The sequence below is a fragment of the Pseudomonas sp. Seg1 genome (assembly GCF_018326005.1).
GTDB lineage: Bacteria > Pseudomonadota > Gammaproteobacteria > Pseudomonadales > Pseudomonadaceae > Aquipseudomonas.
This window is the reverse complement of the sequence record NZ_AP021903.1, coordinates 5,398,855-5,421,182: the sequence shown is the minus strand read 5'-3', so window position 1 is coordinate 5,421,182 and position 22,328 is coordinate 5,398,855. Positions and strand designations below refer to the sequence as shown.

19 protein-coding genes and 1 other RNA gene are annotated in these 22,328 nt (G+C 60.6%); 17 read left to right on the top strand and 3 right to left on the bottom strand.

Going from position 1 to position 22,328, the window contains the following annotated elements; genetic code table 11:
* The 17 genes from rnpB to lpxC all read left to right on the top strand — a co-directional run bounded on the left by rnpB (nucleotide 1) and on the right by lpxC (nucleotide 18,595).
* Nucleotides 1-353: RNase P RNA component class A (gene rnpB, locus KI231_RS24255), an RNA gene on the top strand.
* 402 nt (nucleotides 354-755) lie between these two features.
* Nucleotides 756-1,211 (top strand): division/cell wall cluster transcriptional repressor MraZ, encoded by a 456-nt coding sequence (gene mraZ, locus KI231_RS24250; protein ID WP_103306219.1) that lies wholly within the window; start codon nucleotides 756-758, stop codon nucleotides 1,209-1,211.
* Nucleotides 1,208-2,155, top strand: a complete 948-nt coding sequence (gene rsmH, locus KI231_RS24245) for a 16S rRNA (cytosine(1402)-N(4))-methyltransferase RsmH (protein ID WP_371919332.1) — start codon at nucleotides 1,208-1,210, stop codon at nucleotides 2,153-2,155. Before mraZ ends, rsmH begins: the two co-directional genes overlap by 4 nt.
* Nucleotides 2,152-2,445, top strand: coding sequence for a cell division protein FtsL (gene ftsL, locus KI231_RS24240; protein ID WP_007917008.1), 294 nt, complete (start codon nucleotides 2,152-2,154; stop codon nucleotides 2,443-2,445). The genes rsmH and ftsL overlap by 4 nt, the downstream gene beginning before the upstream one ends.
* Nucleotides 2,445-4,184 carry a peptidoglycan D,D-transpeptidase FtsI family protein gene (locus KI231_RS24235; RefSeq protein ID WP_177431450.1) on the top strand — a complete coding sequence of 580 codons (1,740 nt, stop codon included), beginning with the start codon at nucleotides 2,445-2,447 and terminating at the stop codon, nucleotides 4,182-4,184. Before ftsL ends, KI231_RS24235 begins: the two co-directional genes overlap by 1 nt.
* Entirely contained in the window at nucleotides 4,184-5,647 is a 1,464-nt protein-coding gene (locus KI231_RS24230; protein ID WP_213026546.1) for a UDP-N-acetylmuramoyl-L-alanyl-D-glutamate--2,6-diaminopimelate ligase, read from the top strand. Before KI231_RS24235 ends, KI231_RS24230 begins: the two co-directional genes overlap by 1 nt.
* Nucleotides 5,640-7,007 carry a UDP-N-acetylmuramoyl-tripeptide--D-alanyl-D-alanine ligase gene (locus KI231_RS24225; protein ID WP_213026545.1) on the top strand — a complete coding sequence of 456 codons (1,368 nt, stop codon included), beginning with the start codon at nucleotides 5,640-5,642 and terminating at the stop codon, nucleotides 7,005-7,007. The genes KI231_RS24230 and KI231_RS24225 overlap by 8 nt, the downstream gene beginning before the upstream one ends.
* Nucleotides 7,007-8,089 (top strand): phospho-N-acetylmuramoyl-pentapeptide-transferase, encoded by a 1,083-nt coding sequence (mraY, locus tag KI231_RS24220; protein WP_103306215.1) that lies wholly within the window; start codon nucleotides 7,007-7,009, stop codon nucleotides 8,087-8,089. Before KI231_RS24225 ends, mraY begins: the two co-directional genes overlap by 1 nt.
* A 5-nt stretch (nucleotides 8,090-8,094) precedes the next feature.
* Nucleotides 8,095-9,441 carry a UDP-N-acetylmuramoyl-L-alanine--D-glutamate ligase gene (murD, locus tag KI231_RS24215; RefSeq protein WP_213026544.1) on the top strand — a complete coding sequence of 449 codons (1,347 nt, stop codon included), beginning with the start codon at nucleotides 8,095-8,097 and terminating at the stop codon, nucleotides 9,439-9,441.
* Nucleotides 9,438-10,655, top strand: a complete 1,218-nt coding sequence (ftsW, locus tag KI231_RS24210; RefSeq protein WP_103306213.1) for a putative lipid II flippase FtsW — start codon at nucleotides 9,438-9,440, stop codon at nucleotides 10,653-10,655. Before murD ends, ftsW begins: the two co-directional genes overlap by 4 nt.
* Nucleotides 10,645-11,715 carry an undecaprenyldiphospho-muramoylpentapeptide beta-N-acetylglucosaminyltransferase gene (murG, locus tag KI231_RS24205; RefSeq protein WP_007916994.1) on the top strand — a complete coding sequence of 357 codons (1,071 nt, stop codon included), beginning with the start codon at nucleotides 10,645-10,647 and terminating at the stop codon, nucleotides 11,713-11,715. Before ftsW ends, murG begins: the two co-directional genes overlap by 11 nt.
* Complete coding sequence (gene murC, locus KI231_RS24200; RefSeq protein ID WP_007961634.1) at nucleotides 11,708-13,168, top strand: UDP-N-acetylmuramate--L-alanine ligase; 1,461 nt, start codon at nucleotides 11,708-11,710, stop codon at nucleotides 13,166-13,168. Before murG ends, murC begins: the two co-directional genes overlap by 8 nt.
* Complete coding sequence (locus tag KI231_RS24195) at nucleotides 13,165-14,124, top strand: D-alanine--D-alanine ligase (protein WP_213026543.1); 960 nt, start codon at nucleotides 13,165-13,167, stop codon at nucleotides 14,122-14,124. The genes murC and KI231_RS24195 overlap by 4 nt, the downstream gene beginning before the upstream one ends.
* A gap of 4 nt (nucleotides 14,125-14,128) precedes the next feature.
* Nucleotides 14,129-14,995, top strand: coding sequence for a cell division protein FtsQ/DivIB (locus KI231_RS24190; protein WP_103306211.1), 867 nt, complete (start codon nucleotides 14,129-14,131; stop codon nucleotides 14,993-14,995).
* Between the two features lie 15 nt (nucleotides 14,996-15,010).
* Nucleotides 15,011-16,270: a cell division protein FtsA gene (gene ftsA / locus KI231_RS24185; RefSeq protein ID WP_103306210.1), complete on the top strand. Its 1,260-nt coding sequence runs from the start codon at nucleotides 15,011-15,013 to the stop codon at nucleotides 16,268-16,270.
* Between the two features lie 104 nt (nucleotides 16,271-16,374).
* Nucleotides 16,375-17,571 (top strand): cell division protein FtsZ, encoded by a 1,197-nt coding sequence (ftsZ, locus tag KI231_RS24180; protein WP_016986475.1) that lies wholly within the window; start codon nucleotides 16,375-16,377, stop codon nucleotides 17,569-17,571.
* Nucleotides 17,572-17,683: 112 nt separating this feature from the next.
* A complete protein-coding gene (lpxC, locus tag KI231_RS24175; RefSeq protein ID WP_103306209.1) occupies nucleotides 17,684-18,595 on the top strand; it encodes a UDP-3-O-acyl-N-acetylglucosamine deacetylase in 912 nt (303 codons plus the stop codon).
* 202 nt (nucleotides 18,596-18,797) lie between these two features.
* Here the strand turns inward: lpxC and KI231_RS24170 are convergent, their stop codons facing one another.
* The 3 genes from KI231_RS24170 to KI231_RS24160 form a co-directional block, all read right to left on the bottom strand.
* Nucleotides 18,798-20,306, bottom strand: coding sequence for a sensor domain-containing diguanylate cyclase (locus KI231_RS24170; protein WP_213026542.1), 1,509 nt, complete (start codon nucleotides 20,304-20,306; stop codon nucleotides 18,798-18,800).
* Between the two features lie 134 nt (nucleotides 20,307-20,440).
* Nucleotides 20,441-21,757: an OprD family porin gene (locus KI231_RS24165; RefSeq protein WP_213026541.1), complete on the bottom strand. Its 1,317-nt coding sequence runs from the start codon at nucleotides 21,755-21,757 to the stop codon at nucleotides 20,441-20,443.
* 193 nt (nucleotides 21,758-21,950) lie between these two features.
* Nucleotides 21,951-22,172 carry a hypothetical protein gene (locus KI231_RS24160; RefSeq protein ID WP_213026540.1) on the bottom strand — a complete coding sequence of 74 codons (222 nt, stop codon included), beginning with the start codon at nucleotides 22,170-22,172 and terminating at the stop codon, nucleotides 21,951-21,953.
* Nucleotides 22,173-22,328 lie beyond the last annotated feature (156 nt).

Below are 22,328 nucleotides of genomic sequence, written 5' to 3'. Positions count from 1 at the left end.
AGAGTCGATCGGACAGTCGCTGCCCTCTATGAAAATTAGGGGGGGAGGAAAGTCCGGGCTCCATAGGGCGAAGTGCCAGGTAATGCCTGGGAGGCGTGAGCCTACGGAAAGTGCCACAGAAAATAACCGCCTAAGCGCGCAAGCGCCGGTAAGGGTGAAAAGGTGCGGTAAGAGCGCACCGCACGTCTGGCAACAGTTCGTGGCTAGGTAAACCCCACTTGGAGCAAGACCAAATAGGGTCCCAAGGCGTGGCCCGCGCTGGGACCGGGTAGGTTGCTAAAGATGTCCAGTGATGGCCATCGTAGACGAATGACTGTTCAAGACAGAACCCGGCTTACAGATCGACTCTCCACCTTTTTCTTTCCCTGCTTGAATCAATGGCATCAGGGCTGTGTATTATCAGCAGGCCTGCGCTGAAAGTTCGGCAGCGGCAAATGCAGTAATAGCCATTTCCCACCTTGCTTCAATCAACAGCAGAAGCGCTTTTGTAATACCGAAAAAATCTTACTCTTAACAAATTACTTTAACTTTCGAGCGCAGCTTTCAGTGCTGCATCAAGTTATAGGTCAAAAGTATCCGCCAGATTCTCGTTGCTCCTCCTTTTATGCTCCTAAATCTCCGTTCTGTAAGGGTTTTCCTTTAATCCGCGCCTTGACGGTGTGGTGGGCGCATTCCTATAGTGTGCGCAAGTGGCGGAAAGTGGCATGAAGTGGGTTTTTTGAGCTCAAAACGATAAAAATTGGAGAAACGCAGACGTGTTTCGCGGAGCTAACGCTATCAGTCTCGATGCAAAGGGCCGTCTCGCCATGCCGAGCCGGTACCGTGACGAGCTCGATTCGCGCAGTTCCGGCCAGTTGATCGTGACCATTGATGCCGTTGATCCGTGTCTGTGTGTCTATCCGCTCGACGAGTGGGAAATTATTGAAACCAAGTTGCGCGCGCTTCCTTCGCTTCGCGAAGAGAACCGTCGGCTGCAACGTTTGCTGATTGGTAATGCCGTCGACCTCGAACTCGATGGCAGTGGTCGTTTCCTGGTTCCACCGCGTCTGCGCGAGTACGCCAGGCTTGATAAGAAAGCGATGCTGGTGGGCCAACTGAACAAGTTCCAATTGTGGGACGAGGATGCCTGGAATGCGGTTTCTGCCGCTGACCTGGCTGCTATTCAACAACCGGGCGCGATGCCTGATGAACTGCGTGATTTGATCCTGTGACTATTGATAGCGGCTTTAACCACATCACCGTACTGCTTGACGAAGCCGTCGAGGCTCTCGCCGTACGTCCTGATGGCTGCTATCTGGACGGAACGTTCGGGCGCGGCGGACACAGCAGGCTGATCCTCAGCCAGCTCGGCACGGACGGTCGGCTCATCGGGTTCGACAAAGATCCACAAGCGATTGCCACCGGGCAAACGCTAGCGGCCGAAGACGGCCGCTTTGTCGTTGTGCAGCGCAGCTTTGCCGAGCTGGGTTCGGTAGTTGCCGAGCAGGGGCTGAGTGGCAAGGTCAGCGGCATTCTGCTCGACCTCGGCGTGTCTTCTCCGCAGCTCGACGACGCTGAGCGCGGCTTCAGTTTCCTCAACGATGGCCCGCTGGACATGCGCATGGATCCGTCCCGTGGCATCAGTGCTGCCGAATTCGTCAACACCGCGCCGGCTGAGGAAATCGCCCGGGTGTTCAAGGAATACGGCGAAGAACGTTTCTCCGGTCGTATGGCTCGCGCCGTCGTCGAGCGTCGCGATATCAAACCGTTCGAGCGCACCGCCGATCTGGCTGAAGTGCTGAAAGTCGCCAACCCGGCGTGGGAAAAGGGCAAGAACCCGGCCACCCGTGCATTCCAGGGTTTGCGCATTCACGTCAACAACGAACTGGGCGATCTGGAAGCCGGCCTCGAAGCCGCACTCGAAGCTCTGGAAGTTGGCGGCCGTCTGGTCGTCATCAGCTTTCACTCGCTGGAAGACCGCATCGTCAAACTGTTCATGCGCAAGCTGGTGAAAGGCGAAGCCGACAACCTGCCGCGCAACCTGCCGGTTCGCCACGTGGCGTTCGAACCGAAAATCAAAGTCCATGGCAAAGCGCAGACGGCCTCCGACGCCGAACTCAAAGCCAACCCACGTTCCCGTAGCGCCGTCATGCGCGTCGCGGAGAAGCTGCGGTGAGCAAGCTTTTCGCCAAGCCACTGCCCGGCGGCAGCTTTCTGATGCTGCTGCTGTTCATCGGCGTGCTCGTGTCGGCCATCGCCGTGTCCTACAGCGCGCACTGGAACCGGCAGTTGCTCAACACCCTGTACAACGAACTCAGCGTGCGCGACAAGGCGCAGGCCGAGTGGGGCCGTTTGATTCTCGAACAAAGCACCTGGACAGCGCACAGCCGGATCGAAGTGCTGGCCACCGAACAACTGAAGATGCACATTCCCGGCGCGGCTGACGTGAAGATGGTGGCGCCATGATGAAACTCGAAGGCGCACTGTTCCCATGGCGCTTCCGCCTGATGGTGGCGCTGCTCGGCGTGATGGTCGCGGCGATCTGCTGGCGCATCATCGACCTGCAAGTGGTTGACCGTGACTTCCTCAAAGGTCAGGGCGACGCGCGCAGCCTGCGTCACATTCCAATTCCGGCTCACCGTGGTCTGATCACCGACCGTAACGGCGAGCCTTTGGCCGTGAGTACCCCGGTGACCACGCTGTGGGCCAACGCCAAGGAAATGCAGACCGCCAAAGAGAAGTGGCCGGCACTCGCTGCCGCCCTGGGTCAGGACCCGAAAGCCCTGACCGAACGCCTCGAAGCGCAAGCCAACAAGGAATTCATCTATCTGGTGCGCGGGCTGACCCCCGAGCAGGGCCAGGCTGTACTCGATCTGAAAGTGCCGGGCGTCTACGGCATCGAAGAATTCCGCCGGTTCTACCCGGCCGGTGAAGTCACCGCGCATATGGTCGGGTTTACCGACATCGATGACCACGGTCGCGAAGGTGTCGAACTCGCTTATGACGAATGGCTCGCCGGAGTACCGGGCAAACGACAGGTCATCAAGGATCGGCGCGGTCGGCTGATCAAGGATGTCCAGGTCACCAAAAACGCCAAGGCCGGCAAGCCCTTGGCGTTGTCCATTGACCTGCGTCTGCAATATCTGGCCAACCGCGAGCTGCGTAACGCGATCATCGAGAACGGCGCCAAGGCCGGCAGTCTGGTGATCATGGACGTGAAGACCGGCGAAATTCTCGCCATGGTCAACCAGCCGACCTACAACCCGAACAACCGTCGCAACCTGCAACCGGCGATGATGCGTAACCGCGCAATGATCGACGTGTTTGAACCGGGTTCGACCATGAAAGCCATCTCCATGAGCGCCGCGATCGAAACCGGCCGCTGGAAACCGAGCGATACCGTCGAGGTGTACCCGGGCTCCCTGCAGATCGGCAAGTACACGATCAAGGACGTTTCCAAGACCGAAGGTCCGGTACTCGACCTGACCGGCATCCTGATCAATTCCAGTAACGTCGGCATGAGTAAGGTTGCCTTCGATATCGGCGGCGAAACGATTTTCCGTCTCGCGCAGAAAGTCGGCCTTGGCCAGGACACCGGCCTCGGCTTCCCGGGCGAACGTGTCGGCAACCTGCCGAACTACCGCGAATGGCGCAAGGCTGAAACTGCCACGCTGTCTTACGGCTACGGTATTTCCGTGACCGCGATTCAGCTTGTTCACGCGTTCTCGGCGCTGGCCAACAATGGTCGTCTGGCGCCATTGACTCTGATCAAAACCGACAAGCCGCCGCAAACCACGCAAGTGCTGCCGGAAGCGGTCGCGAAAACCATGCAAGGCATGCTGACGCAAGTGATCGAAGCCCCGCGCGGCGTGTTTCGTGCACAGGTGCCGGCGTACCACGTGGCCGGCAAATCGGGTACTGCGCGCAAGACTTCGGTGGGTACCAAGGGCTACGCCGAAAACTCTTACCGTTCGCTGTTCGCCGGTTTCGGGCCGATGAGCGATCCGCGTTACGCCATCGTTGTGGTGATCGATGAACCGTCCAAGGCCGGTTACTTCGGTGGTCTGGTTTCCGCACCGGTGTTCAGCCGTGTGATGTCCGGCACCCTGCGCCTGATGAACGTGACCCCGGACAACCTGCCGACCACGCAACAGGCCAACGCTACCCCGGTCGTTCCGCTGAAAGCCAATGGAGGGCGCGGCTGATGTCATTAAGTCTGAACAAGATATTCCCCCACGCCGGCCACGATCTGTTGATCCGTGAATTGGCGCTGGACAGTCGCAACGTACGCGCGGGCGACCTGTTCCTCGCGGTGCCTGGCGGAAAATTCGATGGCCGTGCGCACATTGCCGATGCTCTGGCGCGCGGCGCGGCGGCCGTGGCCTATGAAGTGGAAGGCGCCACTGTGCTGCCGATCACCGATGTGCCGCTGATTCCGGTCAAAGGTCTGGCGGCGCAGCTGTCGGATATCGCCGGGCGTTTTTACGGCGAGCCAAGCCATCACCTGAACCTGATCGGCGTGACCGGCACCAACGGCAAGACCAGCGTGACCCAATTGGTCGCGCAGGCACTGGATCTGCTTGGCCAGCATTGCGGCATCGTCGGTACCCTCGGTTCCGGCTTCTATGGCGCACTGGAAAGCGGTCTGCACACCACGCCGAATCCGATCGCCGTACAAGCGACCCTGGGCGACCTGAAAAAGGCCGGCGCCAAAGCCGTGGCCATGGAGGTCTCGTCCCACGGTCTGGATCAGGGCCGGGTCACTGCGCTGGCGTTCGACGTGGCGGTGATGACCAACCTGTCCCGCGATCATCTGGATTATCACGGCACCATGGAGGCGTACGCCGAGGCCAAGGCCAAGCTGTTCGCCTGGAATGATCTGAAGTGCCGCGTGGTCAACCTCGACGACGATTTCGGCCGGCAACTGGCTGCCGAAAAACGCGAGTCGCGTTTGATCACCTACAGCCTGCTCGACAGCAGCGCCTACCTGTTTTGCCGCGAAGCGCAGTTCGACGACCACGGTGTGCGCGCCACGCTGGTGACGCCGCAGGGCGAACATCATCTGCGCAGCACCTTGCTCGGTCGCTTCAACCTGAGCAACGTATTGGCGGCGGTCGGTGCCTTGCTCGGTCTGGATTACGCGCTCGACGAAATTCTCAAAGTGCTGCCGAAACTCGAAGGTCCGGCCGGTCGCATGCAGCGTCTGGGCGGCGGCACTCAGCCGTTGGTGGTGGTCGATTACGCCCACACTCCGGATGCATTGGAAAAAGTTCTGACCGCTTTGCGCCCGCACGTCAAAGGCCGACTGCTGTGCCTGTTCGGCTGTGGCGGTGATCGCGATCGCGGCAAGCGTCCGTTGATGGCCGAAGTGGTCGAGCGTCTGGCCGATCAAGTGCTGGTCACCGACGACAACCCGCGCACTGAAGACCCGGCAGTAATTTTCGATGACATCCGCGCCGGTTTCACGGCTGTGGATAAAGTCACCTTCGTCGCCGGCCGTGGCCAGGCGATTGCGCAACTGATTGCCGGCGCTTCGGCGGATGACGTGATTGTGCTGGCGGGTAAAGGTCACGAGGACTATCAGGAAATCAACGGCGAGCGCCATGCCTTCTCTGATCTGGTCGAGGCCGATCACGCCCTGACCGCTTGGGAGGTGGCCCATGCTTAAGGCCCTGAAACTCAGCGAGTTGACCAACGCGCTCGACGCACGCCTGATCAGCGCCGATGCCAGTTTCGACGGCGTCAGCATCGACAGCCGTGCGATCAAACCTGGCCAACTGTTTATTGCCCTGACCGGCCCGCGTTTCGACGGTCATGACTATTTGAACGACGTCGCCGCCAAAGGCGCGGTGGCTGCGCTGGTCGAGCGTGAAGTCGCCGACAGCACGCTGCCGCAATTGCTGGTCAAGGACACGCGTCAGGCCCTCGGCCAATTGGGCGCCTTGAACCGTGCCGCATTCACTCAGCCAGTCGCGGCCATCACCGGCTCCAGCGGCAAGACCACGGTCAAGGAAATGCTCGCGAGCATTCTGCGCACGCGCGGCCCGGTGCTGGCCACTCGTGGCAATTTGAACAACGACCTCGGCGCGCCGCTGACCCTGCTCGAACTAGCCCCGGAGCACACTTCGGCGGTGATCGAACTGGGCGCCTCGCGCCTCGGCGAAATCGCCTACACCGTTGGCCTGACCAAGCCGCATGTGGCGATCCTGAACAATGCCGGCACCGCGCACGTCGGTGAGTTCGGCGGCCCGGAAAAAATCGTCGAAGCCAAGGGCGAAATCATCGACGGGCTGGCGGCCGATGGCGTCGCCGTGCTTAACCTCGATGACAAGGCCTTCGGGATCTGGAAGATCCGTGCGGGCGCTCGCAAAGTGCTGACCTTCGCTTTGAGCAATTCGCAAGCTGACTTCTACGCCAGCGACTTGAGCACCGATGCCCGTGGTTGCCCGGCCTTCAATCTGCACACACCTGAAGGTGTCGAGCGCGTTCAACTGAACCTGCTCGGCACCCACAACGTTGCCAATGCCATGGCCGCCGCCGCCGCTGCGCACGCCCTGGGTGTGTCGCTGTTCGGCATCGCCACAGGGCTGGGCGCCGTGCAACCGGTCAAGGGTCGTACCGTTGCGCAACTGGCGAAAAACGGCATGCGCGTGATTGATGACACTTACAACGCAAACCCCACCTCGATGTGCGCGGCCGTTGATATACTCGCCGGCTTTTCCGGCCGCACCGTCCTGGTGCTCGGAGATATCGGCGAGTTGGGCGATTGGGCGGAGCAGGGGCACCGCGACGTGGGCGAATACGCCCGGGGCAAGGTTTCCGCGCTTTATGCAGTCGGGCCAAACATGGTTCACGCCGTAAACGCTTTCGGTGAGCAGGCGCATCACTTCGGCACGCAAGCCGAACTGATCCAGGCCCTCGACGCCGAGCAGGACACAAACACCACTATTTTGATCAAGGGTTCGCGCAGTGCAGCGATGGAAAACATCGTTGCGGCTCTGTGCGGGTCCAGTCTGGAGAAACATTAATGCTGCTGCTGCTAGCGGAGTATCTGCAACAGTTCTACAAAGGCTTCGCGGTCTTCCAGTACCTGACCCTGCGCGGGATCCTCGGTGTGCTGACCGCGCTGGTTTTGTCGCTGTGCTATGGCCCGTGGATGATCCGCACTTTGCAGAACCGTCAGATCGGTCAATCCGTTCGTAACGATGGTCCGCAATCGCACTTGTCGAAATCCGGTACGCCGACCATGGGTGGCGCGCTGATTCTCTCTTCGATCGGCGTCAGCACTCTGCTCTGGGCTGACCTGAGCAACCGTTACGTCTGGACTGTTTTGCTGGTGACCCTGCTGTTCGGTGCCATCGGCTGGGTCGACGATTACCGCAAAGTCATCGAGAAGAATTCGCGTGGCCTGCCGAGCCGCTGGAAGTATTTCTGGCAATCGGTGTTCGGCCTCGGCGCGGCGATCTTCCTTTATATGACCGCTTCCACCCCAGTGGAAACGACACTGATCCTGCCGATGCTCAAGGACTACAGCATTCCGCTGGGCGCCGGCTTCATCGTGCTGACCTACTTTGTGATCGTCGGTTCGAGCAACGCGGTCAACCTCACCGACGGCCTCGACGGTCTGGCAATCATGCCAACCGTGATGGTCGGCGGTGGTCTGGGCATCTTCTGCTACTTGTCGGGTAACGTGAAATTCGCTGAATACCTGCTGATCCCGTATGTGCCGGGCGCGGGTGAGCTGATCGTGTTCTGCGGTGCGCTGATCGGTGCCGGTCTGGGCTTCCTGTGGTTCAACACCTACCCGGCGCAAGTGTTCATGGGCGACGTCGGTGCACTGGCACTCGGCGCGGCACTGGGCACCATCGCGGTGATCGTCCGTCAGGAAATCGTCCTGTTCATCATGGGCGGCGTGTTCGTGATGGAAACCCTGTCAGTCGTCATTCAGGTTGCGTCCTTTAAGCTGACCGGTCGCCGTGTGTTCCGCATGGCTCCGATACACCACCACTTTGAACTCAAGGGCTGGCCCGAGCCGCGCGTGATCGTCCGTTTCTGGATCATCACCGTGATTCTCGTGCTGATCGGCCTTGCCACCCTGAAGCTGAGGTAGAACGAGTGTCTCTGATCGCTTCTGACCACTTCCGCATCGTTGTCGGCCTCGGCAAGAGCGGCATGTCCCTGGTTCGCTTCCTGGCGAACCGGGGCACGTCGTTTGCCGTGGCCGACACGCGGGAAAATCCACCGGAACTGGCCACGCTCAAGCGTGACTATCCGCACGTGGAAGTGCGTTGTGGCGAGCTGGACGTCGAATTCCTGTGCCGTGCCGACGAGCTCTACGTGAGCCCCGGCCTGGCGCTGGCGACCCCGGCCCTGCAAGCCGCTGCGGCCCGTGGCGTGAAACTGTCCGGCGACATCGAGCTGTTCGCGCGTAACGCGCAGGCGCCGATCGTGGCCATCAGCGGTTCCAACGCGAAAAGCACCGTCACCACCCTGGTCGGCGAGATGGCGGCTGCGGCCGGCAAACGCGTCGCTGTTGGCGGTAACCTCGGCACCCCGGCGCTGGACCTGCTCAGCGACGACGTCGAGCTGTACGTGATGGAGCTGTCGAGCTTCCAGCTGGAAACCACCGACCAGCTCAACGCTGAAGTGGCGACCGTGCTGAACATCAGCGAAGACCACATGGATCGCTACAGCGGTCTGCCGGCCTACCACCTCGCCAAGCACCGGATTTTCCGTGGCGCCAGGCAGTTCGTGGTCAACCGTCAGGATGCGCTGACCCGTCCGCTGATCGGCGAGGGCCAGCCATGCTGGACATTCGGCCTGACCAAACCGGATTTCAAGGCATTCGGTATCCGCGAAGAAGATGGCGAGAAGTACCTCGCCTTCGAATTCCAGAACCTGATGCCGGTGCGTGAGCTGAAGATTCGCGGCGCGCATAACCAGTCCAACGCCCTCGCGGCGCTGGCGCTCGGTCATGCGGTTGGCCTGTCGTTCGACGCCATGCTCTCGGCCTTGCGTACCTTTGCCGGTCTCGAACATCGCTGCCAGTGGGTGCGTGATCTCGACGGCGTCGCTTACTACAACGATTCCAAAGCCACCAACGTTGGCGCTGCGCTGGCGGCCATCGAAGGCTTGGGCGCGGACATCGACGGCAAGGTCATCCTGATCGCCGGCGGCGATGGCAAGGGTGCCGAATTCAATGATCTGCGTGCTCCGGTGGCGGCCAACTGCCGCGCCGTGATCCTGATGGGCCGCGACTCCGACAAGATCGGCGAAGCCATCGGTGATGCCGTGCCATTGATTCGTGCGACCTCGCTGGTCGACGCCGTTGCGCAATGCCGCGCCGCCGCCCAGCCGGGTGATGTGGTGCTGTTGTCGCCGGCCTGCGCCAGTTTCGACATGTTCAAGAATTACGAAGACCGTGGTCACCAGTTCGTCCGCGCCGTGGAGGATCTGGCATGAGCCTGCGCAATATCATCAAGCCGTATCCGTCGCCGATCATCACCGGGCGCGGCATCGACCTCGACTTCCCGATGCTCGCCGGTTGTCTGGCGCTGCTCGGTCTCGGCCTGATCATGATTGCCTCGGCGTCCACCGAAGTGGGTGCGGCGCAGTCGGGCAGTGCCCTGTATTACATGACTCGCCACCTTATTTATGTGGTGTTGGGTCTGGGCGCGTGCATCGTCACCATGATGATTCCGATCGCCACCTGGCAGCGTCTGGGCTGGTTGATGCTGATCGGTGCATTCGGACTGTTGGTGATGGTAATCATCCCGGGCATCGGCCGCGAAGTGAACGGTTCGATGCGCTGGATCGGTTTCAGCTTCTTCAACGTGCAGCCGTCCGAGATCGCCAAAGTATTCGTGGTGATCTACCTCGCCGGTTATCTGGTGCGGCGTCAGAAAGAAGTGCGCGAGAGCTGGATGGGCTTCTTCAAGCCGTTCATCGTGCTGCTGCCAATGGCCGGTCTGTTGCTGATGGAGCCAGACTTCGGTGCCACCGTGGTAATGATGGGCGCAGCGGCGGCGATGCTGTTCCTCGGCGGGGTCGGCTTGTTCCGCTTTTCGCTGATGGTGGTGTTGGCGGTCGGCGCCGTGGTCTTGCTGATTCAGATGCAGCCGTACCGGATGGCGCGTCTGACCAACTTCGCCGACCCGTGGGCCGACCAGTTCGGCGCCGGTTACCAGTTGTCGCAAGCGTTGATCGCGTTCGGTCGCGGTGAATGGCTCGGCGTCGGTCTGGGCAACAGCGTGCAGAAGCAGTTCTACCTGCCGGAAGCGCACACCGACTTCGTGTTCTCGGTCCTGGCCGAAGAACTGGGTGCGGTCGGTTCGTTGTGCACCGTGGCGCTGTTCGTGTTCGTGTGTATTCGTGGCATGTACATCGGCTTGTGGGCCGAAAAAGCCAAGCAGTTCTTCGCCGCGTATGTGGCTTACGGTCTGTCGTTCCTGTGGATCGGTCAGTTCCTGATCAACATCGGTGTGAACGTCGGCCTGCTGCCAACCAAGGGGCTGACCTTGCCGTTCCTCAGTTACGGCGGCAGTTCGTTGGTGATCTGCTGCGCCTGTCTTGGCTTGTTGCTGAGGATCGAGTGGGAGAGCCGAACCCACCTGGGCAGTGAAGAAATGGAATTCCATGAGAGCGACTTCGCCGAGGAGCCGAATCATGGGCGCTAACGTATTGATCATGGCCGGCGGAACCGGCGGCCACGTGTTCCCGGCGCTGGCTTGTGCCCGCGAGTTTCAGGCGCGCGGCTACACCGTGCACTGGCTCGGCACGCCACGCGGGATCGAAAACGAACTGGTGCCGGCCGCAGGGCTGGAACTGCACCGGATCAACGCCACTGGCCTGCGCGGCAAGGGCAAGCTGTCGCTGCTCAAGGCGCCATTCATGCTGCTGAAATCGGTGTGGCAGGCGCGGGCGATCATTCGTCGCTTGAAGCCGGTGTGTGTGGTCGGCTTCGGTGGTTATGTGACTGGCCCCGGCGGTCTCGCCGCGAAACTGGCCGGTGTGCCGGTGATCGTTCACGAGCAGAACGCTGTGGCCGGCACCGCCAATCGGTTGCTGGTGCCGTTCGCCGCCCGGGTGTGTGAAGCGTTCCCCGACACCTTTACTCTGTCGGACACCCGCCGTACCACCGGAAACCCGGTGCGCAGCGAGCTGTTCCTCGACACATCGCGACCTGCTCTGGCGGGCCGCAAAGCGCGTTTGCTGATCCTCGGCGGAAGCCTGGGCGCAGAACCGTTGAACAAGTTGCTGCCTGAAGCCCTGGCCCAAGTCGCTGCCGATTTGCGCCCGGAAGTGTTTCATCAGGCCGGCAAAAACCACGATGAAGTGACTGCAGAGCGCTACCGCGCCGCCGGCGTGGAAGCGCAGGTGCAGCCGTTCATCAAAGACATGGCCCAGGCCTATGGCTGGGCTGACCTGGTGGTGTGCCGTGCAGGCGCGTTGACCATCAGTGAGCTGGCTGCCGCCGGTCTGCCCTCGATGCTGGTGCCTTTGCCCCACGCGATCGACGATCACCAGACCCGCAACGCCGATTATTTGGCCCGCGAAGGCGCTGCCTTCCTGATGCCGCAAAGAACGACTGGTGCCGCGGACCTTGCCGCGCGCCTGACAGAGGTCTTGATGCAACCGCAACGACTCGAAGATATGGCCCAAGCGGCCCGCCGTCTGGCGAAACCCGATGCCACCCGTAGCGTGGTCGATACCTGCCTGGAGGTGGCTCATGGTTGAGAATCAGAAAGCCATGCCGCAACCGGAAATGCGCCGCATCCGTCGCATCCACTTCGTCGGTATCGGCGGCGTGGGCATGTGCGGGATTGCCGAAGTGTTGTTGAACCTGGGCTATGAAGTGTCCGGTTCCGACCTGAAAGCTTCGCCGGTCACCGAGCGTCTGGAGTCGTTCGGCGCGCACATCTACATCGGCCACCGTGCCGAAAACGCCGCGACCGCTGATGTACTGGTGGTGTCGAGCGCCGTGAACACCTCCAACCCGGAAGTCGCGACCGCGCTGGAACGTCGCATCCCGGTAGTGCCGCGTGCCGAAATGCTCGCTGAGCTGATGCGCTATCGCCACGGCATCGCCGTCGCCGGTACTCACGGCAAAACCACCACCACCAGCCTGATCGCTTCGGTGTTCGCCGCCGGTGGTCTGGATCCGACCTTCGTGATCGGTGGCCGTCTCAATGCGGCGGGCACCAATGCCCAGCTCGGCACCAGTCGTTACCTGATCGCCGAAGCCGACGAAAGCGATGCGAGCTTCCTGCACCTGCAACCGCTGGTGGCCGTGGTCACCAACATCGACGCCGACCACATGGCGACCTACGACGGTGACTTCAACAAACTGAAGAAAACCTTCGTCGAGTTCCTGCACAACCTGCCGTTCTACGGTCTGGCGGTGATGTGCCTGGACGATCCGGTGGTGCGTGAAATCCTTCCGCTGGTCAAGCGTCCGACTGTGACCTACGGCTTCAGCGAAGACGCCGACGTGCGCGCGATCAATGTGCGTCAGCAAGGCATGCAGACCTTCTTCACCGTGCTGCGTCCTGACCGCGAGCCGCTGGATGTGTCCGTGAACATGCCGGGCAACCACAACGTGCTCAACTCGCTGGCGACCATTTGCATCGCCACTGACGAAGGCGTCAGTGACGAAGCCATCGTCCAGGGCCTGTCGGGCTTCCAGGGTGTTGGTCGACGTTTCCAGGTCTACGGCGAATTGCCGGTGGACGGCGGCAACGTGATGCTCGTCGATGACTACGGTCACCACCCGACCGAAGTCGCCGCCGTGATCAAAGCCGTGCGCGGTGGCTGGCCGGAGCGCCGTCTGGTGATGGTTTACCAGCCGCACCGTTACAGCCGCACCCGCGATCTGTACGACGACTTCGTCAATGTACTGGCCGATGCCAACGTGCTGCTGCTGATGGAAGTCTATCCGGCGGGCGAAGAGCCGATCCCGGGTGCCGACAGCCGCAAACTGTGCAACAGCATCCGCCAGCGCGGTCAGCTCGACCCGATCTACATCGAGCGTGGCGTCGATCTGGCGCCGCTGGTCAAGCCGCTGCTGCGTGCCGGCGACATTCTGCTGTGCCAGGGCGCCGGTGATATCGGCGGTCTCGCGCCGAAGCTGCTGAAAAGTGAATTGTTCGCTGGCGCCGTGGCGGCGTCGGTCGAGGGGAAGTTGAAATGACTGCTGCCTACGCCAAGCTGTTTTCCACTGTCGCGCCGAAAGACTTCGGCCGCGTTGCCGTGCTCTTCGGCGGTCTGAGTGCCGAGCGTGAGGTGTCGCTGAAATCCGGTAACGCCGTGCTCGACGCGCTGCAAAGCGCTGGCGTGGACGCGTTCGGCATCGACGTCGGCGCCGATATTCTGCAGCGTCTGCTCAGTGAAAAAATCGACCGCGCGTTCATCATTCTTCACGGCCGTGGCGGTGAAGACGGCAGCATGCAGGGCTTGCTCGAAGTCGCCGGGATTCCCTACACCGGCAGCGGCATTCTGGCCTCGGCGCTGGCGATGGACAAATTGCGTACCAAGCAGGTCTGGCACAGCCTCGGGATTCCGACGCCGCGTCACGCCGTGCTGTGCAGCGAAGCCGATTGTATTTCCGCGGCGACGGAACTGGGCTTCCCTTTGATCGTCAAACCGGCGCATGAAGGTTCAAGTATCGGGATGGCCAAAGTGAGTTCTGCGTCCGAGTTGATCGACGCATGGAAAGCGGCCAGTACCTACGATTCGCAAGTTTTGGTTGAGCAATGGATTCAAGGTCCGGAGTTCACCATCGCCACCCTGCGTGACCAGGTGTTGCCTCCGATTGCCCTGGGTACACCGCACACGTTCTACGACTACGACGCCAAGTACATCGCCAACGATACCCAGTACCGCATTCCGTGCGGGCTGGACGCTGACAAAGAACAGGAACTCATGGATCTCACGGCCAAGGCCTGTGAGGCGCTGGGTATTGCCGGTTGGGGCAGGGCGGACGTGATGCAGGACGCCGACGGGCAGTTCTGGTTCCTCGAAGTGAATACCGCCCCGGGCATGACCGATCACAGCCTGGTGCCGATGGCGGCCCGTGCGGCCGGTCTGGATTTCCAGCAACTGGTTCTGGCCATTCTGGCCGCCAGTGTTGAAGACGCTAGAGGTTAAGACGATGCAAGGCGCTCAGCTCAGACATCAGCCACCCGCACCCGGCCGCAAGCCGGTGCCGCGGGGTGCCAGCCGAATGGTGGCCAAAGAGCCGATGTCCGCGCGCCTGCCGAAAGCCAACTTCGGTTTTCTCAAAAGCCTGTTCTGGCCAGTGCTGCTGGTGGCGCTCGGGTTCGGTACTTACGAAGGCGCACAGCGTTTGCTGCCGTACGCCGACCGGCCGATCACCAAGATCGCCGTACAGGGCGACCTGAGCTACATCAGCCAGCAAGCGGTGCAACAGCGAATCGCCCCGTACGTGGCGTCTAGCTTCTTCACCATCGACCTGGCGGGCATGCGCACCGAGCTTGAGCAAATGCCCTGGATCGCCCACGCCGAAGTGCGCCGGGTGTGGCCGGATCAAGTGGTGATCCGCCTCGAAGAGCAACTGCCGGTGGCCCGTTGGGGCGACGAGTCGTTGCTGAACAACCAGGGCCAGGCGTTTACGCCCAAGGAGCTGGCGAACTACGAACATCTGCCTCAGCTGTTCGGCCCTCAACGGGCTCAGCAGCAAGTGATGCAGCAGTATCAGGTCTTGAGCCAGATGCTGCGGCCGTTGGGCTTCTCGATCGCACGCCTGGAATTGCGTGAACGCGGAAGCTGGTTCCTGACCACCGGTGCCGGCAGCTCCGGCCCCGGCATCGAGTTGCTGCTGGGACGCGGCAACCTGGTGGAAAAGATGCGCCGCTTCATCGCCATCTATGACAAGACGCTCAAAGAACAGATTACGAACATTGCGCGCATCGATCTGCGCTACGCCAACGGCCTCGCTGTTGGCTGGCGGGAACCAGTAGCGCCGACGACAGCCCAACCCGCTGTCGCAAAGAATTAAGAAGAGGCAGGACCCATGGCAAACGTGCAAAGCGGCAAAATGATCGTCGGTCTCGATATCGGCACCTCCAAGGTGGTGGCGCTGGTCGGCGAGGTTTCCGACGACGGCTCGCTGGAAATCGTCGGGATCGGTACCCATCCGTCCCGTGGCCTGAAGAAGGGCGTGGTGGTCAACATCGAGTCCACCGTGCAATCGATCCAGCGCGCGATCGAAGAAGCCCAACTGATGGCGGGCTGCCGCATTCACTCGGCGTTCGTCGGCGTGGCGGGTAATCACATCCGCAGCCTGAACTCCCACGGCATCGTCGCGATCCGTGATCGCGAAGTCAGCTCGGCTGACCTTGAGCGTGTTCTCGACGCCGCCCAGGCCGTGGCGATCCCGGCTGACCAGCGCGTGCTGCACACCCTGCCGCAGGATTACGTGATCGATAACCAGGAAGGCGTTCGCGAGCCACTGGGCATGTCCGGCGTGCGCCTGGAAGCCAAGGTTCACGTAGTGACTTGCGCCGTCAACGCCGCGCAGAACATTGAAAAATGCGTGCGTCGCTGCGGCCTGGAAATCGACGACATCATTCTCGAGCAACTGGCCTCGGCCTACTCGGTACTGACCGATGACGAGAAAGAACTGGGCGTGTGCCTGGTCGACATCGGCGGCGGCACCACCGACATCGCGATCTTCACCGAAGGCGCGATCCGCCACACCGCGGTGATCCCGATTGCCGGTGATCAAGTGACCAACGACATCGCCATGGCGTTGCGCACCCCGACCCAGTACGCCGAAGAGATCAAAATTCGCTACGCCTGCGCCCTGGCCAAACTGGCCGGTGCCGGTGAAACCATCAAGGTGCCAAGCGTTGGTGACCGTCCACCGCGCGAACTGTCGCGTCAGGCTTTGGCCGAAGTGGTCGAGCCGCGTTACGACGAACTGTTCACCCTGATTCAGGCTGAACTGCGTCGCAGCGGCTACGAAGACCTTATCCCGGCCGGCATCGTCCTGACCGGCGGCACTTCGAAGATGGAAGGTGCCACCGAGCTGGCCGAAGAGATCTTCCACATGCCGGTACGCCTTGGTGTCCCGCATGGCGTGAAAGGTCTGGATGACGTGGTACGTAACCCGATTTATTCCACTGGCGTTGGCTTGTTGATGTACGGCCTGCAAAAGCAGTCCGACGGGGTTTCGTTCTCCGGCATCGGCAGCCGCGACAGCTATAGCAGCGAAGAGCCACAGGCGCCGCTGCTCGACCGACTGAAAAAGTGGGTCCAAGGCAACTTTTAAAAGCAGCTCGAAGCGTCAAGCTTCAAGCGGCAAGCAGTAGCAGTAGATGCACCGCGACAAAAAAGCAGTAGGCGAAAAAACTAGAGAATGTAAGGAGAGGGAAAATGTTCGAACTCGTAGACAACATCCCCGCAAGCCCGGTAATCAAAGTTATCGGTGTTGGCGGTGGCGGCGGCAACGCTGTCAATCACATGGTCAAGAGCAACATCGAAGGCGTTGAGTTCATCTGCGCCAACACTGATGCTCAAGCGCTGAAAAACATCGGCGCGCGGACCATCCTGCAACTGGGCACCGGCGTGACCAAAGGTCTCGGCGCCGGCGCCAACCCTGAAGTAGGTCGTCAGGCCGCTCTCGAAGACCGTGAGCGCATTGCCGAAGTCCTGCAGGGCACCAACATGGTGTTCATCACCACTGGCATGGGCGGCGGTACCGGTACCGGTGCTGCGCCGATCATCGCCGAAGTGGCCAAGGAAATGGGCATCCTGACCGTTGCGGTCGTGACCCGTCCGTTCCCGTTCGAAGGCCGCAAGCGTATGCAGATCGCCGACGAAGGCATCCGCATGCTCTCCGAAAGCGTCGACTCGTTGATCACCATTCCCAACGAGAAGCTGCTGACCATCCTCGGTAAAGACGCAAGCCTGCTGTCGGCTTTCGCCAAGGCAGACGATGTACTGGCCGGTGCCGTTCGCGGTATCTCCGACATCATCAAGCGTCCGGGCATGATCAACGTCGACTTCGCCGACGTCCGTACCGTGATGAGCGAAATGGGCATGGCGATGATGGGCACTGGCTGCGCCAGCGGTCCGAACCGTGCACGTGAAGCCACTGAAGCTGCAATTCGCAACCCGCTGCTGGAAGACGTGAACCTGCAAGGCGCACGCGGCATCCTGGTGAACATCACCGCCGGTCCTGACCTGTCCCTGGGTGAGTACTCCGACGTGGGTAGCATCATCGAAGCCTTCGCTTCCGAGCACGCGATGGTCAAGGTCGGTACCGTTATCGATCCGGACATGCGCGACGAACTGCACGTGACTGTGGTTGCCACCGGTCTGGGCGCGAAAATCGAGAAGCCTGTAAAGGTCATCGACAACACCGTTCACACCTCCATGGCTTCGGCTCAGGTGCAGCAACCGGCTCCGGCCCGTCAGGAAGCGCCAGCGGTGAACTACCGTGATCTGGACCGTCCGACCGTCATGCGCAACCAGGCTCAGGCCGGTGCTGCGGCTGCCGCGAAGATGAATCCGCAAGATGACCTGGACTACCTGGACATCCCGGCATTCCTGCGTCGTCAGGCCGATTGATGGAATGTATCAGGGCTATGAAGGTGATTGGTGTTCAGCAAAGGCATGGTCTGCTATCATCGCCAGCCTTTGTTGATACCAGTTCGCAATTTGCGCTGAAGCGGCCCAAGCCATGATTAAACAACGCACACTGAAAAATATTATCCGTGCCACAGGTGTAGGCCTGCACTCCGGTGAGAAGGTCTATCTGACTCTCAAGCCTGCGCCTGTCGACACTGGCATTGTGTTTTGTCGCGCTGACCTCGACCCTGTGGTGCAGATTCCTGCCCGCGCGGAAAACGTCGGTGAAACCACTATGTCGACGACGCTGATCAATGGCGACGTCAAAGTGGACACGGTAGAGCACTTGCTCTCGGCCATGGCTGGCCTGGGCATCGATAACGCCTACGTCGAGCTCTCCGCGTCCGAAGTCCCGATCATGGATGGCAGCGCTGGACCCTTCGTATTCCTGATTCAATCGGCTGGCCTGGAAGAACAGGACGCCCCCAAGAAATTCATCCGCATCCTGCGTGAAGTGACAGTGGAAGACGGCGACAAGCGCGCCACTTTCGTCCCTTTCGAAGGATTCAAGGTGAGCTTCGAGATCGATTTCGATCACCCGGTATTCCGGGACCGCACCCAAAGTGCAAGCGTGGATTTTTCCAGCACTTCGTTCGTAAAAGAAGTCAGCCGCGCGCGTACTTTCGGCTTCATGAGTGATATCGAGTACCTGCGCAAGCACAACCTCGCACTCGGCGGCAGCGTTGAAAACGCAATCGTGGTCGATGCCGATGGTGTACTGAACGAAGACGGTCTTCGCTACGAAGACGAATTCGTGAAGCACAAGATCCTCGATGCCATTGGTGACCTGTACCTGCTGGGTAACAGCCTGATTGGTGAGTTCAAAGGCTTCAAGTCCGGTCATGCACTGAACAACCAGCTGCTGCGCAAGTTGATTGAGCAGACAGATGCGTGGGAAGTCGTGACGTTCGAAGACGCCAGCACTGCACCGATCTCTTACATGCGCCCTGTTGCGGCCGTGTAAGTAAAAAACCTCTCTAGTTTTTTGAAGGCCATCCTCGGATGGCCTTTTTTTATGCCTGCGGTTTTTGTATTGCCTCTACTGGCCCCATCGCTGGCAAGCCAGCTCCCACAGGGATTTTGAGTGTATTGAAGATCTGTGAATAACGCGCAAACCTGTGGGAGCTGGCTTGCCAGCGATGGGGCCGTTGAAGCCACTACATCAATCAGGCAGCCACCACCACCCGATTACGCCCACCTTCCTTGGCCTGATACAACGCCTTGTCCGCCGCAAACAACAACTGCTCCAGCTTCATCTCACTCGTCGCTGTCCACGTAGCGATGCCAATACTCACGGTCATCGGCAGCTCAGCCCCGTCAACCAATGGCAGTTGCTCCACCGCCTGGCGAATATGCTCGGCAATCTGCTGCGCGCCGTGGCTGTCGGTCTCGGCCAGAATCACCGAAAACTCCTCACCACCATAACGTGCGACCAGATCCGCCGGTCGCCGCACATTTTCGGTAATGACCTGGGCCAGCCGCTTCAATGCGTGATCGCCGGCCTGATGCCCGTGCTGGTCGTTGAAGGCCTTGAAGTGATCGGCATCAATCATCATCACCGACAGCGGTTTACCCGAGCGCTGAGCGCGGAACCATTCGTGGCGCAGTGATTGATCAAGCATCCGCCGATTGGCCACGCCGGTCAGTGCATCGGTTGCCGCCAGTTGCGCCAGTTCGTGCTCGGCGCGCTGGCGCAAGCGCAGTTCCCGGGCGAGCAGCCATGTGAGCCAGAGCAGGCCGAGGCACAGCACGCCGGTCGCACCACTGATCAACAATGCCGTGCGCCGCCAGGTGCCGAACACCTCGTCGCTGGACAACGCGACGATCACCGTCAGCGGTAAGTTGCCCACCCTCGAATAGGTGTAGAGACGTTGCTGATGATCGATGCTGGAAACGCTGTTGAAGCTGCCATTGCCATCACTGTCGCGCAGAATTCGCACCACGTTGGGCCGGTTACCGAAGCTTTTGCCAATGGAGTCGCTTTGCAGATACGGCTTCTGCGCGAGCAGGATGCCGTCGTTGTCGATGATGTTCAGGGTACTGTCGTTGCCGATATCGAGGCTGTTGAACAACTGGTCGAAGTAGTCGAGTTTCAGCGACGCCACGGCCACGCCGGCGAACTCACCGGTTTCCGTGGAAATGCGCCGGCTGAAGCTGATGCGCCACTGGTTGGCTTCATCGCAGTCGCAGCGGGTCTTGAACGGGCGGCTGATGAACATGCCGACGTCACGGTTGAAGGCGTGCGCGAGAAAGTAGTCGCGGTCGGCGAAATTGCCGGGTTTTGGCTCGATCCGCGAGGAGTCAGCGACCACATCGCCGTGCTTGTCGAGCAACAGGATGTCGCCCTTGAAGCGCGCGGTGGTCGAGCGGTCGAACAGCGCCAGATGGCGGATCTGTGGGGTAACGTCGCGCAAGTCATCGCGCTGCGAGGCAGCAATCAGGCCTTGCAGTGTCAGGTCGTACAGCTCGACGGTGCGCAACACGTCGGCGTCGATCAACTGGGCAATAGTGGTGGCGCTGCGGGTGGCCGACTCCTGAGCGCTGGCGTGCTCACGAATCAACAGGAAAGTGACGATGCACACGATCGCGATCACGCTCAGCAGGCTGCCGGAGATCAGCAGCAGCTCGGGGCGTCCGGTCTTGCCCGCAACAGGTGGGGTACGGCTCGCGATCATGATGGAGTTATCGGTTGGGGGATTTGTGTGGTGAGGGGATTTATCCCCGATGGGCTGCGCAGCGGCCCTGATTTTTCAGTGAAGACAGGGGGGGCGCTGCGCGCCCCATCGGGGATAAATCCCCTCGCCACAGCTTAGAAGACGTTGATCGGGTAGTCGATGATCACGCGGTATTCGTCGGTGTCTGAATCGATCACACCATAACCGTTACCGCCGCGGTTGGTGGCCCATTGCAGGCGCACGGCCAGATCTTTGGCCTGACCGCTCTGCACCACGTACTTCAAGTCGAGATCGCGTTCCCAGTGCTTGGCGTTGCGTCCATCGGCACTGTACCAGTTGGCGTAGCCCTTGCTGTCCGGGTCGACCTTGGTCAGGTCAACCGTGCCGCGCGAGTAGGACACCGCCGAGGTCAGCCCCGGTACCCCTAGACCGGCAAAGTCATAGGCGTACTTGAGTTTCCACGAACGCTCGTTCGGACCGTTGAAGTCCGAGTATTGCTGCGAGTTGTCGAGGTAAACGCTGTCGCCCTGACTGATGTAGTCGAACGGTGTGTTGCCGTTGACCCGCTGGTACGCGGCGGTCACGCTGTGGCTGCCGATGCCGACGGTGAAATGCAGGCTGTAGGTGTTGTTGTCGATATTGCCCAGCAGCGCATCGCCGGTGTCCTGGGTGTGATAGAAGTGCAGGCCCGGGTTGAGGCTGATCAGGTCGTTCAACTGCCAGGTGTAGTCGAGGTCGTAGTAGTACTGGTTCCAGATGTCCTTGAGCTCGGAGGCGTAGAGGCTGCTGGTCAGACCTTCGACACCGCTCCAGGCGACGCCGGCCCAGTTCAGGTGCTGGCTCTCGTCGCCATCGGCCAACGTCCCGTACGAGGTGCCGATGCGTGTTTGACCGCTCTGGTTGTACGGCTTGGTGAAACTGGCCTGGCCGCCTTCGATCAACCAGCCGTCGAAGCTGTGGTTGGTCAGACTGACACCGCGAAAGGTCTGCGGCAGCATGCGGCTGTCACCGCCGGCAATCACCGGATTGGTCAGGAACAGGTCACCGGCCTTCAGCTCAGTGTCGAACGCACGTATTTTCAGCGTACCGCCTGCTGTCGAGAACGACCCCGGCGCTTTACCGTTGCCATCGCTGATCGGCAGGATGCTGGAGCCGTCCGTGCCGCCACCACCATCGAGTTTCAGCCCGAGCATCGCATGGGCATCAATGCCGAAACCGACCGTGCCTTCGGTGTAACCCGACTGGAAGATCCCGAGAAAACCCTGGCCCCACTCGATGTTGTCGTCCGCTTTCTGCAAGCGGTTACGATTCATGTAGTAGTTGCGGGCGTTAAGGTTGAGGCTCGAGCCTGCGACGAAACCTTCTTGCGCCGGTTCGTCGGCGTGAACGGAAGGGGCAATCGTTGCGGCAATTGCAATGAACAGCGGAGTGAAGCGGACTGGGTAACGCACGTGCGGTAAAGCTCCTTGGGTCAGCGGCGCCTCATTGGCTTGAGGCACGAGATGTTTCTTGTTGTAAAAGACGCACCAAACAGCTTTCAGACCACAACGAAAAAAGGCCGCTGAAAATCAGCGGCCTGGAATGACGACGGTTGAACGGGAAGAGCCAAACAACCGCGTCGAGGGAAACGGTGCGGGGCGTGACTCAGCTGTCTTTCTCGGACGCTTGAGCCTGGGTGGCGGCAGCTTGAGGTGCCTGCGTCGCGTCTTTGGTCTTGGCCATCATTTCTGCCTGATGCTGATCGTACGCCTGCGCCCGTGCGCTGTTTTGCGCAACGAAGGCGTGGGACTCTTCAGCCATCGCCATCGGCGACAGGATCAATGAGGACAAAACGAAAGCGCTGGCAATACCCATACTGTTGGACATTCTGAAAACCTTCTTGCTTGGCAAGTGCTGTTTGGTGCGGGCAAAGATAAGGTTGCCGGGCGTTGGGAAACAGCGTGATTTTCATAAATGACTGTTACAGCAGAGGCAAAGATCACACATTCCCGCAGGTGCACAGATACTTTTGGCGAGGGGATT

What these genes read in the sequence shown, in the direction of transcription:
- KI231_RS24170 (WP_213026542.1), bottom strand. Translation starts at nt 20,306, where the DNA reads ATGATCGCGAGCCGTACCCCACCTGTTGCGGGCAAGACCGGACGCCCC.
- mraY (WP_103306215.1), top strand. Translation starts at nt 7,007, where the DNA reads ATGCTGCTGCTGCTAGCGGAGTATCTGCAACAGTTCTACAAAGGCTTC.
- ftsA (WP_103306210.1), top strand. Translation starts at nt 15,011, where the DNA reads ATGGCAAACGTGCAAAGCGGCAAAATGATCGTCGGTCTCGATATCGGC.
- murC (WP_007961634.1), top strand. Translation starts at nt 11,708, where the DNA reads ATGGTTGAGAATCAGAAAGCCATGCCGCAACCGGAAATGCGCCGCATC.
- KI231_RS24160 (WP_213026540.1), bottom strand. Translation starts at nt 22,172, where the DNA reads ATGTCCAACAGTATGGGTATTGCCAGCGCTTTCGTTTTGTCCTCATTG.
- ftsZ (WP_016986475.1), top strand. Translation starts at nt 16,375, where the DNA reads ATGTTCGAACTCGTAGACAACATCCCCGCAAGCCCGGTAATCAAAGTT.
- KI231_RS24225 (WP_213026545.1), top strand. Translation starts at nt 5,640, where the DNA reads ATGCTTAAGGCCCTGAAACTCAGCGAGTTGACCAACGCGCTCGACGCA.
- lpxC (WP_103306209.1), top strand. Translation starts at nt 17,684, where the DNA reads ATGATTAAACAACGCACACTGAAAAATATTATCCGTGCCACAGGTGTA.
- KI231_RS24195 (WP_213026543.1), top strand. Translation starts at nt 13,165, where the DNA reads ATGACTGCTGCCTACGCCAAGCTGTTTTCCACTGTCGCGCCGAAAGAC.
- KI231_RS24235 (WP_177431450.1), top strand. Translation starts at nt 2,445, where the DNA reads ATGAAACTCGAAGGCGCACTGTTCCCATGGCGCTTCCGCCTGATGGTG.
- murG (WP_007916994.1), top strand. Translation starts at nt 10,645, where the DNA reads ATGGGCGCTAACGTATTGATCATGGCCGGCGGAACCGGCGGCCACGTG.
- KI231_RS24230 (WP_213026546.1), top strand. Translation starts at nt 4,184, where the DNA reads ATGTCATTAAGTCTGAACAAGATATTCCCCCACGCCGGCCACGATCTG.
- ftsW (WP_103306213.1), top strand. Translation starts at nt 9,438, where the DNA reads ATGAGCCTGCGCAATATCATCAAGCCGTATCCGTCGCCGATCATCACC.
- KI231_RS24190 (WP_103306211.1), top strand. Translation starts at nt 14,129, where the DNA reads ATGCAAGGCGCTCAGCTCAGACATCAGCCACCCGCACCCGGCCGCAAG.